Raw genomic sequence first — 15,966 nt, forward strand, 5'->3', positions numbered from 1 at the left:
TGAATAGAAAGAAGAATGTATTTTAAAGGAAGCGGACTATAGTTTTGATTATAGATATATTCTAGCTATTTTTATAAAAGTATAGTACGAACAAAGATATACAAAAATATTTTCATAATTTTATGTAAAAGTAATTGACATATAAGCTGTATTATTATATTATTGTATTAAGTTATTAATACAATAATATAAATAAGGAGGTATGAATATGGAATGGGAACTTGATAATAACAAACCTATATATATACAATTAGTAGAACATTTAAAATTGAAAATAGTTTCAGGTGAGATTGAAATTGGATCTAAATTAGAAACAGTAAGGGCACTTGCAGAAGATGCTGAAGTAAATCCAAATACGATGCAAAAAGCTCTATCAGAACTTGAAAGACAAGGATTAGTTTATAGCCAAAGAACTAAAGGAAGATTTGTAACAGATGATAAGGAAAAAATAAAAGCTATGAAAGCAGAGATAGCTAATGTTGAGATAAACACATTAAAAGAGACTTTAGAAAAACTTGGGTATGATAAAGATGAAATGCTAAAACTTATTACAGAAAATTTGAAAGGAGAATTATAAAATGGATAAAAATATAAATAATATTTCTCAAGATGGAATAGTTGAATTTAAAGGTGTAAATAAAAGTTATGGAACTAAGAAGGTTTTGAAAAATGTTGAATTGAATATACCAAAGGGGAAGATAGTGGGATTATTAGGTCCTAATGGAAGTGGTAAAAGTACAATGATTAAGTTGATAAATGGATTATTACAGCCTGATGATGGCGAAATTGTAATAAGTGGAATGAAACCATCAATAGATACTAAGAAAATAGTGTCATATTTACCAGAAAGAACTTATTTAAATGATTGGATGAAGGTATCGGATTTACTCAAATTTTTCTATGATTTTTATAGTGACTTTGATGTTAGAAGAGCAAATGAGATGATTAAGAGTTTGGATATTGATGTAAATGAAAAGTTAAAAACAATGTCTAAAGGAACTAAAGAAAAGGTTCAACTTATCTTAGTTATGTCAAGAAAAGCCAGTATATATATCTTGGATGAACCTATTGGTGGTGTTGACCCAGCTGCAAGGTCATATATACTTAAGACTATATTAAAAAATTATTCTGAAGATAGTACTTTACTAATTGCTACTCACTTAATAAGTGAAATAGAGAATATATGTGATGAAGTGATATTTATATCTAAGGGAGAAATAGTATTACAAGGAGATGTTGAAACAATAAGAGAAGAAAAAGGAAAATCTATAGATGCATTATTTAGGGAGGAATTCAAATGTTAGGTAAATTATTAAAGTATGAGTTAAAGGCAAGTGGAAGAACTTTTATACCATTATATATAGCTATATTGGCAGTAGCTGTATTCAATGGAATATTTATGAACACAGATATATTTCAAATACAGGGAATAGGAATACTGATATTGATGAGTCTTTTCATGGCATTAGGTGTTTTAACTATTGTAGTTACAATTCAAAGATTTAGAAAAAATCTTTTGGGTGATGAGGGGTATTTAATGTTTACTCTTCCTGTTAGTACTAGTTCGCTTATCTTATCCAAATGTATAACAGCACTTATATATGCTGTACTTAGTTTTATAGTTGCAATGTTAACATTTGGGATGCTTATGCTTTTTAGTGCTTCTGGAATACATTTACCTGAATTTTTAGATTTTTTTAATTCTGTTTTTACAAAAGGTTCTGAATACTTTTTAGATGTTGCGTTATTTTTAGTAACAATGCTTATTTCGTATTCATCATTTATTTTGTTATTATATACGTCAATTTCAATGGGTCAATTACCAAAATTTAACAAGCATAGAAATTTAGTAGCATTTGTTTCTTTTATAGCTATAAATATAGTAATATCAAGTGTTGGAAATGCTATAGAAAAAATTTTACCATATAAAGATACAAATATGATATACCATTTTTATCAAAGTCCTCATTTCGCACTTGCAATACTTGGCAGTATTGCAGTTGTAGTAATATTATTTTTAGCTACAAAATATATATTAGATAAAAAATTAAATTTAGAATAGAGATTTTTATAGAGAGCTATCTTTTGAGTAATATTCAAAGATGGCTTTTTTTATTTAAAGAGTCAATTTATATAAAACAAGAATGAAACTTTATTTCTAGTTAAATCTGTATATGTGTAGTATAATGAGACTACATGTTAAAATTTGTAATAAATAGCTGTATACTTGATATAATCACTTAGAAAGTATGAATTTCATGGAGTATATCAAGAAACTTTAAAGTTATGTAGATTTGAGGGAGAAAATATGAAAAGTTATACAAAGGCTAAATGGAGTGTTTGGGGCATAATTACATTTTCATTCATTTTAGTCTTATTTTTAAGGATGTCAACTGCTGTTGTTTCAGATAACTTATCAAATGAGTTAGGTTTTAATTCTATACAAATTTCAAATATAGCATCTTTTTGCCTCTATGCATATGCCTTTATGCAAATACCTGCAGGAATCTTAATTGATAAATATGGAGCAAGAAAAATTAGTAGTCTTGGAATAATAATGGCAAGTTTAGGTTCTGTTTTATTTGGATTGATTCAAAGTATAGAGTTAGCATATATTTCTCGTATAGTTGTAGGGGCAGGAACATCAGTAATATTGCTTTGTATTTTAAAAATTCAGGGCAGGTGGTTTAATAAATCAGAATTTGCTTCTGCAACAGCTAAATTTTCATTTGTAGGAAATTTAGGAGGAGTTCTTGCTACTTTTCCACTTGTGTTTCTATCTGAATTTGTTGGCTGGAGAAATTCATTTTTATTGATAGGAATAATTGGTGTTGTAATAGGATGTTTTATGTATATTATTGTTAGAGATACACCAAAAGAATATGGATTCAATATAGATATCGAATCTCATGAAGAATCAGAGAAGATTAGTATTGTTGATGGAATTAAGTCTGTTATAAAGAACAAATCAACATGGTATAATTCAATGATAATGTTCTCCTTTGTAGGTCTGACAAGTGCGTTTACAAGTCTATGGGGAGTAAAATATATAATGGATGTTTATGGAGTTAGTAAGAGTTTTTCTGCATTTATAGTATCATTTTTTACATATGGATTTATATTTGGTTCAATAATTATGGATTTTGTATTTGCTAAAATAAGTTCTAGTAAATTTAATATAATAAAATATGGAGCAATAATAGATTTGTTTATATGGATTGTAATTGTAGTGGTATACAAAGTAAAACCACCAATAATGATTTTACCAATAGCATTTTTTATTATGGGATGTATAGTTATGTCTCATCTACAAGTTTTTAATGATGCTAAGTATAAAAATAAAGAAATTTATTCTGGACTGGCAACTAGTGTCATTAATACTTTCGAATTTATAGGTAGTGGTATTATTAATTTAATTATAGCAGTATCTTTGCAAGTAAATTCATATAATGCAGTTGATGGATATAAAAGAGGATTTGTGGTATTTATAGTACTTAGTATTATAACTATAATAGCATCTCATATAGGTGTAAAAAATGATAATTCTAAAGCTGAATAGAATTATCATTGATTCAATTTAATACAATATTTTGTAGATAACAAAGGATTTATATTTATTGCAAAGATATGTACAAAGGCATAATTGGAATATAAATCTTGTTTACTATGTCGAAATGATATTGTATTATATTAAATAGAAAATAAGAACTTTAAACTATAATATTGGTTCTAAAAATATAAGGTAAGGAGTTTTTTATGGATAAGACAAAAATAGATGATATAAGCAAGTTGGATTTAAATAATTTAGATATTAATAAAATAGATATGGGAGGTATAATGGAAAGCTTTTTAGAATGGGCGACTACAAGTGGAGTAAAACTTATAATTGGGATGCTCATACTTTCCATCGGATTTAAAATAATAAAGAAATTTGTAAACCATGTAATGTTGTTACTTGGCAAAAGAGATATTGACTTAACTTTAAGAAGGTTTTTGAAATCTCTTCTTTTGAGTGTGCTCAAAGTTGCTGTAGTAATCATTGTTTTAGAATATTGGGGAATGAGTTTGTCTAGCTTTGCTGCTGTGATAGCATCAGCAGGGGTAGCAATAGGTTTAGCATTACAAGGTAGTTTATCGAATTTTGCTGGAGGATTTATCATACTTTTAATTAGACCTTTTAAAGTAGGAGATTACATAGAAGCAGCAGGTCATGGAGGAACAGTTGAGCAAATAGGACTTTTTTATACACAGTTGGTTACTCCAGATAATAAACAGATACTTATACCTAATGGCTCTGTATCAAATGACAGTCTAACAAACTATTCAGCAAAGAATACTAGACGAGTTGACTTGACTTTTAGTGTAGGATATGAAGATGATATATTACAGGTGAGAAGAGTATTGAAAGAGATTGTGAATAGCCATAAATTAATAATAAATGAACCAGAACCATTTATAGGAATAGTGGAACATGGAGATAATGCCATTAAATTTGCTGTTAGAGTTTGGTGTAATACAGAAGATTATTGGACAATTTATCTTGATTTATTGGAAGAGGTTAAAATTAGATTTGATGAAGAAGGAATTACAATTCCTTATCCTAAGATGGATTTAACATTAAGAGAACTAAAAAGAATTTAATATTATAAAGTCAAGGCACCCTTTAGATTTAATCTTTGGGTGCTTATTTAGAATTTTTTTCTTATGAAAAATGATTTAATATCCATAAGAATAGCATCTTTTGACTTAAAATAATTGCCTACCTATATTTGATACCAGTTATAAGCGTTTTTCATATTTTATCTTGTACAATTTAATGTCGATAGATGATTAGAAATAGTCTTTATTTTCGACAACATATAATGTATATTTGTTATACAATTTAACTTTAAACTAATTATATATTGTTGCAACCTTTTAATCTGTATATAAAGAATCCTATGAATTTACTATTTTCAAAAATCTTCCTTTTGTAAAAGATAATAAAGCAATAATTAAAAGTATCAATCGAATTAATGAATAATCTTATAGTTACAAATAAGCATTCTTATACTGGGGAATGTTTTTTTTATTTATACAAGCAACATATTTTGTTTTAGTAAATTTATTTTAGTAGATATAACTTTTATAGTTTTAAAACTAGCAAAGTATGAAGTAAATTTAATATAAAAGGGTAAATAAAGGGTTTAGAGGGCATAATATAGAATAAATTAAGTATTTAAGGAGGGTTTTTTATGTGTAAAAAAACATATTTATTAGTAGTAAGTATACTTGTTGCAGGTTTATTGACTGCATGTAGTGGAAATCCAACTACAGATTCAGGACAGGCACAAGATAATACGAAGAAAGAGACAAATGCGTCAAATAATGATTTAAAAGATGAAAAAAATAATACAAATTTAAGTGAACAAGATTTTAAAGTACCATACACAGATGCAGTAAGCATATTTAAAGATAAGTATAAAGATGCTGATATAGTAGATTTAAGTCTTGAAAGAGACTTAAATAAATTTGTTTATACTGTTGAAGGTGTAGATGATAATAATGAGTATAAGATGAAAATAGATGCTAATACAAAAGATGTATTACAGGATAAAACAGAAAAATTGGATTCAGAAGATTTAAATGGAGTAGCAAGAAAAGAAAAATTAGACTTAAATGACATAATAACACCTCAAAAAGCTATGGAGATTGCACTAAAAGAGCAAAATGGAATGGTAAAAGAATGGAGTTTGGATAAAGATTTAGATGTTACTTTTTATAAAATAAGAATAGATAAAGATAAAAATGAATATGACATAAAGGTAGATTCTAAAAAGGGAACTATATTGGAGGTAGAAAAAGAAGATTAGAAGCTTTAAATGGCTTTTGTAATAATTTCTTTTTTAAATAAAATTTGTTTAAAATATAACAAGCAGGGTATAAAAAGATTAAATAACTATTTTAGGAGGAGTACGGTATGTCATTGAAATCATTAAAAATAAAAGAAAATTTATATTGGGTAGGTTCGCTTGACCCTGACTTAAGAGTATTTGACATAATTATGTATACACCTTATGGAACTACTTACAATTCATATGTATTAAAAGGAACAGAAAAAACGGTTTTATTTGAGACAGTTAAAGATAAGCATTTTGACAATTATATTGAAAGATTAAATGATTTAAATATAGATTTTGAAAAAATAGACTATATTGTTGTAAGTCATACTGAACCAGACCATGCAGGAAGTGTTGAAAAACTTTTGGACTTAGCTAAGAATGCAAAAGTAGTAGCTTCAGAAACTGCAATTAAATATCTTAAGGAAATCGTAAACAAAGACTTTGAGTATATTGCAGTTGCAGATGGAGATACACTATCAATTGGAGACAAGACTTTAGAATTCTTCTCTGTTCCTATGCTTCATTGGCCAGATACTATATACACATATATAAAAGAAGATAAAACTCTTGTAACATGTGATTCATTTGGTAGTCATTATAGTAATGATAAGATAGTAAACACACTTGATGAAGATGAAGAAAAGGATTACTTAGATGCTTTAAGATACTATTATGATTGTATAATGGGACCATTTAAGCCATCTATGGTAACGGCTATAGAGAAGATAAGAGACTTAGATATAGATACTGTATGTCCAGGTCATGGACCAGTATTAACTGAAAATCCTAGAAAAATTATAGACATTTATTATAACTGGAGTGTAAATGAACAAATAAAATTAGAAAAAGAAGTTACAATTTGTTATGTTTCTGCACATGGATATACAAAGATTATGGCAGAAGCTATAAAAGCATATATTGAACAAAACAGCAATTATAAAGTAAACTTATTTGATGTAATAGAAAATAAACAAGAAGATATTTTAGCAAAAATAGCAGTATCACAAGGTGTATTATTTGGTACACCAACAATATTAGGAGATGCTTTAAAGCCTATATGGGATATTTTAGTATCCTTAAATCCAGTCATTCATGGTGGAAAAGTTGCTTCAGTATTTGGTTCATATGGATGGAGTGGAGAAGGTATAGAAAATGCTATGGAGAGAATAAATCAGCTTAGAATGACATCTGTAAAACCATTTGCTGTTAACTTTAAACCATCAAATGAAGAGTTAGAAAAATTACATTCTTATACAGGTAAATTCTTAGATAAATTAAATTCTACTTTTGGAGGTAAAAAGAAAACTAAAAAATTTAAATGTGTAATTTGTAATGAAGTATTTGAAGGGGATAGTGCTCCTAGTGTATGTCCTGTGTGTGGAGCTAAAGAAGACCAATTTATAGAAGTTGAAGAAGATGAAGTTACCTTTAGAAAAGATACTGATGAATACTTTGTTATAGTAGGAAATGGAGCAGCTGGTTTTTATGCAGCAGATGCTATAAGAAAAAGAAATAAAACTTGTAAGATAACTATGATTTCTAATGAAGATGAACTAACTTACTATAGACCTGCACTTTCTGATGGTATAAATGAAGAGCTCGGTTCAGATTTTTATATGGAAGACAAAGCTTGGTATGACGAAAATAATATAGTAGTAATATTAGGAACAAATGTAGATAAGTTAGATGAAGTAAATAAAACTATTATAGTAAATGATGGTGCTATTAAGTTTGATAAGCTTGTAATAGCTACAGGAAGTAGAAATTTCATACCACCAATTAAAGGGCATGATTTAGAAAATGTGTTTACTCTTAGAAATATAAAAGATTTGTACAGTGTAAAGGAAGCTTTAGAAAAATCCAAGAAAGTTGTAGTAATTGGTGGAGGTTTATTAGGTCTTGAAGCTGCATGGGAATTTAGATTAAAGGGATTAGAAGTAGTAGTAGTTGAAGCAATGGATGGTATACTATCAAAACAACTTGATAAAGAAGGTAGTAAAATATTAGAACAATGTGTAAGAGATACAGGAATAGATGTAAGATTAGGTGTAGCAGTTGATGGCATTGATGGAAATGGAAAAGCTCAAAAAGTTCTATTTAAAGATGGAGATAGTGTTGAATGTGATATGGTAGTATTTTCAATTGGTGTAAGAGCAAATACACAAATGGTTCAAGATACATCTGTAAAAACTGACAGGGGTATTGTTGTAGATAAGACACTACAGACAACTATTAAAGACATATATGCTTGTGGAGATGTTGCACAAGTAGAAAATACTAGTTTAGCAATATGGCCATCTTCAGTGGAAATGGGAAAAATAGCAGGTGCAAATGCAAGTGGAGATAACTTAACATTTGAAAGTGATGTATATCCAGTTTCGTTGGATGCAATGAATGTAAAAGTATTTAGTATTGGTAATATACAAAATTTTGATAAAGAAATTTCATCAAAAGATGAAGGAAAGAGAATATACAAAAAATTATTTATGAAAGAGGGTTCATTAGTAGGAGCTATACTTATAAATGATTTAAGTTGTACTGTTAAATTGATAAGATTAATATCTGAAAAAGGTGATTTTGAAGATATCATGAAGGCAGATATACTATAGTTTAAATATATCAGAATGAAAAAGTCTTAAAATATGACAATTCATATTTTAAGACTTTTTTGTTATAATATATAATAAAATAATCATACCTTAACTGTAAATTTATATAGATTGTTTACTTTTTAATATTAGATTCCTTTTTTGAAATTGGTATATAATAACAATATAGAGTATATAATAATAGTTAAAGTTAAAAAAGGGGAAAAGCAATATGCAGTATATACAAGAATTACTTGATTTGACTCAAAACTATTGGGTATTAGCTACAATAATTGGTTTGTTAAGTGCATTTATAGAAAGCTTTATACCAGCCCTACCACTTGTTGCTATAGTTACAGCAAATGCTGCAATACAAGGGTTATTTCTTGGATGTTTGTTATCATGGATTGGCTCAGGACTTGGGACAACCTCATTATTTTTATTAATAAGCAGATTTAATGACAGTAAGCTTTTTAATAAGTTGAGAAATAGTAAAACTGAAAGAGCGATAAGTTGGATGGATAAACAGGGATTTAAGTTATTGTTTATAGCATATGCCTGTCCATTTATGCCTGGTTGTTTAGTTACTATTGCATCAGCCTTTGGTAAAAAAGATATAAAAGATTTTGTTCCAGCAATGCTGGCAGGCAAATTTGTAATGTTTATAGTAATAAGCTATGTGGCAAGTGATATAGAAGGATTTATAACAAGTCCTTTAAAGATAGCATCATTTATACTATTGGTATTTTTATCATGGAAGATTGGAAATAGAGTCAATAAAAACCTTGAAAATCACAATTATGAATTCCATCATAAAAAACACAACAATGACAGAGATAATAGAAAGATTTAGTTTTCTAAAAAATAAAAAGTATTAAAAAAATGATTAACTTCTAAATCATTATTTTAAGATACTTTTTATTTTTTTGTTTATAGGGTACAATATCTTTTTAAGAGATATTAGAATAAATGTGAGTCATAGAATGTAACTATAGTAAAATATAAAATTGATATCCAATCAAAAAAATAACTATAAAATTTAAGAGTTTAGATATAAATTTTTCTGTTTTTGAGTTAGTTTTTATAGGGAGTAGAGAAATGTTTATAGTAATGGGATAAAACAGTTCAATACCTTCTTTAGTAATAAGGTCAAGGCATAGGTGAGATAGATATCCTATTATAAATCCACTAGACAAACATGAGAAAACTATATTATTGTGAGTAAAGATTGTTAGAGATTTAAAAAAACTATAAAGAAGCAATAAAGCAATTAGGCTATGGGTAAATCCTCTATGTCTAAACCTGCTTCCAAATAATTTGTATATCAATATAAATTTTTTACTTATGTGAGAGCCCCGCATATCTATATCTGGAAACAAAGAGCCTAAATATGCAAAATAAATATAAACTATAATTAATACTATTTTATATGTAATATCGTATTTTACTAGATATATATTGTTTATAAAGGGGAGTATCAAAAGTGCAAATATATATCCTCCCCTTTCATGTGTTTCTTTTATCATATAAAAATCCTCCTGAATCGTCACTATAAACATAATATTGGTAAATTTAGACTATCTTTTATTCTATTATATAGCAAACATAAGTTTTTTTCAAAAGGATTTTAATATTTAATTAATCTTGAGATTTTAAATTTTTATAGTTTTCTAAAGCCCCATTCCAATTTACTACATTAAACCAGTTGTCAATGTATTCATTTCTTCTATTTTGATATTTTAAATAGTAAGCATGTTCCCAAACATCAAGCCCTATTATAGGTGTCAAGTTTTTACTTATAGGGCTATCTTGGTTTGGAGTAGTTATAATAGATAATTTACCATCCTTAGTAGCTACAAGCCAAGCCCAACCAGAACCAAAAACATCTAAAGAAGCTTTTTTGAATTCTTCTTTAAATTTTTCAAAAGAACCAAAGTCTCTATCAATAGCTTCTTTTAAAGATTCAGAAGGTATAGTTTTTTCAGGAGTCATGATATCAAAAAAGAATTTATGATTGTAAGCACCTCCTGCATTGTTTCTTACTGTTGTAACAATATCTTTAGGCAAAGAGTCTAAATTTTGCAATAATTCACATAAAGAATAATTGTAAAGCTCAGGATATTTTTCAAGAGCAGCATTTAATTTATCAACATAAGCTTGATAGTGTTTATCATGATGCAATTTCATAGTTTCTTTATCTATATAAGGTTCAAGTGCATCATATGCATAAGGTAATGGTTTAACCTTAAACTTATTGTTTTCAGGTGTAAAAGCAAATGAAGTGATACACTGTGAAATTATAAATAAAGACATAATAACTGGTATTAACATTTTTTTCTTCATAAAAATCACCTCCTAATATAGTATTTCTAGAAATAAAAAAAATATGAAAGATTAGCAAATAATTTATAAAAATTTGATAGTAATTTTCTTTTAAATTGAATAAGTTTTAAATCGAAAGACAAAACTATGAGATATAGAACAAGACTAAAAGATAGGAAGGAATTTTGATAGTATGGATGGCAATATTTCAATTTATTATAAAGGAGATATATCTAAAAAAGAAGATATTAAACTTAAAAAAAAAGAGTCTATAAATAATATTAATAATGTGAATCTCGATAGTAGAGAAAAATTAAAAAATGATGAAAAAACTTTTGATTTTGAGAGATTCAATGTAATAGATGTTATTTGTGGGAATAAACCATTTGAAAAAGATGGAAAAGTTATTGTTTTTAATGGAAGTATATATAATTGTAACGAAATAAAAGCAGAATTAATTGAAAAAGGGCATACTTTTACTACAGATGATGATATTGAAATCTTATTGGCATCTTATATAGAGTTTGGTAAGAATTGTGTACATAAGATAAAAGGTATGTTTAGCTTTATAATATATGATAAAGCAAGTGAAAGTATATTTGGAGCAAGAGATTTATTTGGAATAAAGCCACTTTATTATATAAATAATGAAAAAGCAATACTTTTTGCTTCAGAGTATAAATTTATGCTTGAATATATGAAAAATTTAAATATAAATGAAAGAAGTTTACAAAGTTATTTTTCATTTCAATATGTACTTCCTGAAGATACTATGATACAAGGAATAAGGTTGATACCAGCAGGTCATTTTTTTAGAGTGGAAAATGGCATATTATCTTTAAAGAGATATAACAAACTTGAATTTAGAAGTAGTACAAAATTTTTTTACACTAAAAATCATTTAGGGAATAAAGATGTAAGTGAAGAAGATGTAAGAAATGTGCTAGTGGATTCAGTAAAAAGTCATATGACAGGTAATAGAGCAATTGGAACATTTTTATCTAGTGGTATAGATTCATCCATTATAACTACTTTAGCTTCACAAATTAATCCAAATATAAAATCTTTTTCTGTAGGATTTAATGTCAAGGGATATAGTGAGTTGGAAATAGCAAAGAAAACGGCTGATAAATTAGGTATAGAAAATATCCAGATTAATATAACACAAGATGAATATATAAAAGCATTGCCAAAAATAGTTTATTCTTTGGATGACCCTGTGGCAGACCCTTCAGAAGTAGGACTTTATTTTCTAATCAAAGAAGCAAGTAAACATGTTGAAGTAGCATTGTCTGGAGAAGGTGCAGATGAATTATTTGGAGGATATAATATATATAAAGAATATAATAATATGAAATCCATTGTAAATTCACCTACTTATGTTAAAAGTTTATTAGGAAGAGTTTCCGAACTTATGCCCAATATGAAAGGAAAAAATTACTTTTATAGAGCTACAACACCACTAGAGAAAAGATATATAGGAAATGCAAAAATTTTTGAAAATAGTGAAGTAAAAAATTTCTTTTCTAAATATAAAGAGAAGAATATATATGAGTATTTGTTGTCTAATTTGTATAGAGATGCACAGAAGAATAACTATGATTATATAAGTAAGATGCAGCATATAGATATGAATACATGGCTTCAGGGTGATATACTTCAAAAAATGAGTAAACTTTCTAAATGTGAACAACTTGAACTTAGAGCTCCATTTTTATATAAAGATGTATTTGATGTAGCAAAGAACTTGAGAATGGAGCAAAAGATAATGAAGAATAATACAAAAGTCTTACTTAGAGAATCATTTAGAGATATAGTGCCAGAACATGTTATCCAAAGACGAAAATTAGGATTTCCAACACCGATAAGAGTTTGGTTAAAAGATTCTTTAGGAGAAGTTGTAAAAGAAACTATTTCTAATTCAAATGTAGATGATTTTATAGATAAAAAATATGCAATAAATCTTTTAGATAACCATTTTAAAGGGCATAGAGATAACTCGAGAAAAATATGGACTATGTTCATATTTTGTCTTTGGTATCAATTATTTATAGAAGACAAAAATATTAAATACTAGTCGTGTATTATATTTTCCTTAATGTATTGCATTTTAGAATAGCCAGAACTAAGTTCTTGATAATAATATATATCAGGAATTTAGTTCTGGCTATTTTATTAAAAATTTATATGGATACATTTATTTTATTATTTCAATAAAATTATTGGCAAACATTTTGACAAGATTACTTTCTACTGCTAAATTTAAGTTTTGGCCATCATCATAACCAGCAGAAATCAAACCTAGTAAATTTCCAAACATATCTAAAAGTGCTCCACCTGAACTACCACTAGAGATTGGAGCTGTAAATTGTATCATTTGAACTGTTTCAAAATCACGAAAAGCTGATATAATTCCATCTGAAACTGTATTGAAAAGACCTAAAGGGCTTCCAATTGCAACTATTTTTTGACCTCTTAAAGGCTTTTTACTAATATTAATGGGTATTGGCTTACATTTTCTATCAACCTTTATTACAGCTAAATCATAATCTGTATGATACTTTATAATTTGGTAAGAGGTATAAACATTATCATCATTTTCAAATCTAACTAAAAATGAGTACCCATCATTAACTACATGAAGATTTGTGAGTATATAACCTTCATTATTTATTACTACCCCAGAACCACTCTTAAATGGCTTATTTTCATTATTACACACAACAATCATAACAACAGAAGATGATAATTTTGCAAGTTCTTCATAAGAAAGTTCCATTTCCTTATTTTGTATAGGTTTTTTAGGTGTATGTTTTATGTTAATAAAAGTATTTTCAGAGTTAGGTTTATCTGTAGAAGTGTAAGTTTTATTGGTATTTTCTTTATAGTTTATATTGGAAACAGATTTTTCAAAAGGTATTTCTAATATATCTGTGCTTTTTTTAGAAAGTTCAAATAGAGTAGAAAAATTTGAACATTCAGGATATAAATCAAGAATATCTTTATATGGATTTAAATATAAAATATCACATCCAAGTTGTGATAAAAAATATAAGAAAAAAAGTTCTTGTCTTTTGATATTTCCAAAGTATACTATTTTTGGTGAGATAGTAGTTTTTATTTTGTTATAAAATAAATTAGGTAGAAAGTATTCTATCCAACACAAAAGTTTAACAGCAAAATTTTTAACAATAGAAGGTGTTGAATTTGGCATACTCTTATCAAATAAATCTAATGTATTTTTAAATGCAATCTTTTTAGTCCAATCTAAAGTATCATTTTCTATCTTGCATGGAAAGTCAATATTATATAAATTCCAACTGTTAAATTTAGATTTATCATAAGTATCAAAAATTTTAAGCATATTATCTGTTTGTGATTTGTTAAAACTCATATTTAAGTTACTCAATCTAATATAAGGAATTGGTGGATTATTAAAAAAATAATTGTCTATCTTTTTAATTTTTTCTATGTACTTATCAATTGAATTATCAACACCTATATATCGTGTAAAGTAGACCTCCTTAATATATGAAGAGCTTTTGTTTGTATATGGCATGTTAGACATAAATTCAATTATAGGTTCATGTGATTTTTTTATTAATATCTTTAATGGTTTAATAGTACAAAGCATATTTTTTCTCCTATAAAATAATATGATATAATCTATTATAAAACAACTTAAAACAATATAGTACAAGAATTTTGTAGTTTCAAAATAAAATATGTACTTGTTCATACAAATGATATATAATTACATATTAAACATAGATTTTACATATTTAGTAGAGTATGTAAAATCTATGTAAAAAGTAAGAAATATAAACATTTTTTTAATTATATTTTAAAAATATCAAGTAAGTTTTCTTCACAAATGAATAAAAAATGATATAATATGATTAAAGAAAAAGATAAATAATTAGCAAGATTTGTTTAGCTAAAATTAACAAGGGAGCGATAAATTATGGGTATAACATTATCAAAAGGCCAAAAGGTTGATTTAACTAAAGGAAATCCAGGCCTTAAAAATATTTTAGTAGGTTTAGGATGGGATACTAACAAGTATGATGGTGGATTTGACTTTGATTTAGATACAGCAGCGTTTTTAACAGGAGCAAGTGGAAGTGTTACTAATGATGGAGATTTTGTATTTTACAATAATTTAAAACATACATCTGGAGCAGTTGAACATCTAGGAGATAACAGAACTGGTGAAGGTGATGGAGATGATGAACAAATAGTTGTTGATTTATCTAAGATTCCTGGAGAAATAAGCAAGATTTCTTTTACAGTTACAATTCATGATGCAACAGAAAGAAAACAGAATTTTGGACAAGTAATTAATTCTTATATAAGAATAGTAGATAAAGATACAAACGAAGAATTAATAAAGTATGAACTAGGAGAAGATTTTAGTATAGAAACAGCTATAGTAGTAGCTGAAATATATAAGCATAATGGAGAATGGAAGTTTAATGCACTAGGCTCTGGTTTTGAAGGTGGTCTTGCTGCACTATGTGGAAACTTTGGAATAAACTTATAATTTCAAATATAATAATAAACTAGAGGGGGTATTTTCCATGGCTATAGTATTAAAAAAAGGACAAAAAATTGATTTAACTAAAGGAAATCCAGGTCTTAAAAATATAAAACTTGGGCTAGGTTGGGATACAAATTCATTTGATAGTGGATATGATTATGACCTAGATGTAAGTGTTTTCATGGTAGGAGAATCACAAAGAGTTGAAAAAGATGAAGACTTTATATTCTATAATAACTTAAAACATACATCTGGAGCAATTGAACATTTAGGTGATAATAGAACTGGTGAAGGCGATGGAGATGACGAAGAAATACTAGTAAATTTAGATGTAATGCCAAAGCATATTCAAAAGATAGCTGTAACAGTTACAATATATGAAGCTGCTGAAAGAAGACAAAATTTTGGACAAGTAAGTAATTCATATATAAGAGTTTTAAATTCTGAAAATGATGAAGAAATATTAAGATATGACTTGGGTGAAGAATTTAGTATAGAAACTGCAATTACAGTATGTGAGATATATAAGTATAATGGAGAATGGAAGTTTAATGCAGTTGGAGCAGGTTTTGAAGGTGGTTTAGAAGCACTTTGTAGAAATTATGGATTAAATGTTTAATTTGAGTAACATAAT

14 protein-coding genes are annotated in these 15,966 nt (G+C 27.1%); 11 read left to right on the forward strand and 3 right to left on the reverse strand.

The genetic code is table 11. The annotated features are described in order from the left end of the window. Positions 1–208 precede the first annotated feature (208 nt). From ACTG47_RS08175 to ACTG47_RS08210, 8 genes are all read left to right on the forward strand, one after another. A complete protein-coding gene (locus tag ACTG47_RS08175; RefSeq protein ID WP_479926771.1) occupies positions 209–577 on the forward strand; it encodes a GntR family transcriptional regulator in 369 nt (122 codons plus the stop codon). Position 578: 1 nt separating this feature from the next. Next, on the forward strand, positions 579–1,304 hold the full coding sequence (locus ACTG47_RS08180; RefSeq protein WP_479926772.1) for an ABC transporter ATP-binding protein: 726 nt from the start codon (positions 579–581) through the stop codon (positions 1,302–1,304). After that, the gene (locus ACTG47_RS08185) at positions 1,298–2,062 is read left to right on the forward strand and encodes an ABC transporter permease (protein WP_479926773.1); all 765 of its coding nucleotides are present in this window, start codon (positions 1,298–1,300) and stop codon (positions 2,060–2,062) included. The genes ACTG47_RS08180 and ACTG47_RS08185 overlap by 7 nt, the downstream gene beginning before the upstream one ends. A 246-nt stretch (positions 2,063–2,308) precedes the next feature. After that, positions 2,309–3,559: an MFS transporter gene (locus tag ACTG47_RS08190; RefSeq protein ID WP_479926774.1), complete on the forward strand. Its 1,251-nt coding sequence runs from the start codon at positions 2,309–2,311 to the stop codon at positions 3,557–3,559. A 197-nt stretch (positions 3,560–3,756) separates the two neighbouring features. Next, positions 3,757–4,641, forward strand: coding sequence for a mechanosensitive ion channel family protein (locus ACTG47_RS08195; RefSeq protein ID WP_479926775.1), 885 nt, complete (start codon positions 3,757–3,759; stop codon positions 4,639–4,641). Positions 4,642–5,234: 593 nt separating this feature from the next. Then, positions 5,235–5,852 (forward strand): PepSY domain-containing protein, encoded by a 618-nt coding sequence (locus tag ACTG47_RS08200; protein WP_479926776.1) that lies wholly within the window; start codon positions 5,235–5,237, stop codon positions 5,850–5,852. A 107-nt stretch (positions 5,853–5,959) separates the two neighbouring features. Beyond that, a complete protein-coding gene (locus tag ACTG47_RS08205) occupies positions 5,960–8,491 on the forward strand; it encodes an FAD-dependent oxidoreductase (protein WP_479926777.1) in 2,532 nt (843 codons plus the stop codon). Between the two features lie 211 nt (positions 8,492–8,702). Beyond that, positions 8,703–9,323 carry a VTT domain-containing protein gene (locus tag ACTG47_RS08210; protein ID WP_169468111.1) on the forward strand — a complete coding sequence of 207 codons (621 nt, stop codon included), beginning with the start codon at positions 8,703–8,705 and terminating at the stop codon, positions 9,321–9,323. Positions 9,324–9,459: 136 nt separating this feature from the next. Here ACTG47_RS08210 and ACTG47_RS08215 read toward each other — a convergent pair whose 3' ends face one another. Beyond that, positions 9,460–9,996, reverse strand: a complete 537-nt coding sequence (locus ACTG47_RS08215) for a metal-dependent hydrolase (protein WP_021384404.1) — start codon at positions 9,994–9,996, stop codon at positions 9,460–9,462. Positions 9,997–10,108: 112 nt separating this feature from the next. Further along, entirely contained in the window at positions 10,109–10,813 is a 705-nt protein-coding gene (locus ACTG47_RS08220; protein WP_285891504.1) for a Fe-Mn family superoxide dismutase, read from the reverse strand. A 172-nt stretch (positions 10,814–10,985) separates the two neighbouring features. Here ACTG47_RS08220 and asnB point away from each other — a divergent pair, with 172 nt between their 5' ends. Further along, positions 10,986–12,869, forward strand: coding sequence for an asparagine synthase (glutamine-hydrolyzing) (gene asnB / locus ACTG47_RS08225; RefSeq protein ID WP_479926778.1), 1,884 nt, complete (start codon positions 10,986–10,988; stop codon positions 12,867–12,869). Between the two features lie 120 nt (positions 12,870–12,989). On the opposite strand, the gene ACTG47_RS08230 is transcribed toward asnB, so the two are convergent. Then, entirely contained in the window at positions 12,990–14,426 is a 1,437-nt protein-coding gene (locus tag ACTG47_RS08230; RefSeq protein WP_479926779.1) for a trypsin-like peptidase domain-containing protein, read from the reverse strand. Positions 14,427–14,756: 330 nt separating this feature from the next. Here ACTG47_RS08230 and ACTG47_RS08235 point away from each other — a divergent pair, with 330 nt between their 5' ends. Further along, on the forward strand, positions 14,757–15,335 hold the full coding sequence (locus tag ACTG47_RS08235) for a TerD family protein (protein WP_169468106.1): 579 nt from the start codon (positions 14,757–14,759) through the stop codon (positions 15,333–15,335). A 37-nt stretch (positions 15,336–15,372) separates the two neighbouring features. Beyond that, a complete protein-coding gene (locus ACTG47_RS08240; protein WP_479926780.1) occupies positions 15,373–15,951 on the forward strand; it encodes a TerD family protein in 579 nt (192 codons plus the stop codon). Positions 15,952–15,966 lie beyond the last annotated feature (15 nt).

It is taken from the genome of Clostridioides sp. LIBA-6622 (assembly GCF_056716095.1).

Excerpts from the sequence above, each read along its gene's own strand:
- ACTG47_RS08215 (WP_021384404.1), bottom strand. The coding sequence starts at position 9,996 with ATGATAAAAGAAACACATGAAAGGGGAGGATATATATTTGCACTTTTG.
- ACTG47_RS08205 (WP_479926777.1), top strand. The coding sequence starts at position 5,960 with ATGTCATTGAAATCATTAAAAATAAAAGAAAATTTATATTGGGTAGGT.
- asnB (WP_479926778.1), top strand. The coding sequence starts at position 10,986 with ATGGATGGCAATATTTCAATTTATTATAAAGGAGATATATCTAAAAAA.
- ACTG47_RS08175 (WP_479926771.1), top strand. The coding sequence starts at position 209 with ATGGAATGGGAACTTGATAATAACAAACCTATATATATACAATTAGTA.
- ACTG47_RS08220 (WP_285891504.1), bottom strand. The coding sequence starts at position 10,813 with ATGAAGAAAAAAATGTTAATACCAGTTATTATGTCTTTATTTATAATT.
- ACTG47_RS08210 (WP_169468111.1), top strand. The coding sequence starts at position 8,703 with ATGCAGTATATACAAGAATTACTTGATTTGACTCAAAACTATTGGGTA.
- ACTG47_RS08185 (WP_479926773.1), top strand. The coding sequence starts at position 1,298 with ATGTTAGGTAAATTATTAAAGTATGAGTTAAAGGCAAGTGGAAGAACT.
- ACTG47_RS08190 (WP_479926774.1), top strand. The coding sequence starts at position 2,309 with ATGAAAAGTTATACAAAGGCTAAATGGAGTGTTTGGGGCATAATTACA.
- ACTG47_RS08180 (WP_479926772.1), top strand. The coding sequence starts at position 579 with ATGGATAAAAATATAAATAATATTTCTCAAGATGGAATAGTTGAATTT.
- ACTG47_RS08235 (WP_169468106.1), top strand. The coding sequence starts at position 14,757 with ATGGGTATAACATTATCAAAAGGCCAAAAGGTTGATTTAACTAAAGGA.
- ACTG47_RS08195 (WP_479926775.1), top strand. The coding sequence starts at position 3,757 with ATGGATAAGACAAAAATAGATGATATAAGCAAGTTGGATTTAAATAAT.
- ACTG47_RS08200 (WP_479926776.1), top strand. The coding sequence starts at position 5,235 with ATGTGTAAAAAAACATATTTATTAGTAGTAAGTATACTTGTTGCAGGT.
- ACTG47_RS08230 (WP_479926779.1), bottom strand. The coding sequence starts at position 14,426 with ATGCTTTGTACTATTAAACCATTAAAGATATTAATAAAAAAATCACAT.
- ACTG47_RS08240 (WP_479926780.1), top strand. The coding sequence starts at position 15,373 with ATGGCTATAGTATTAAAAAAAGGACAAAAAATTGATTTAACTAAAGGA.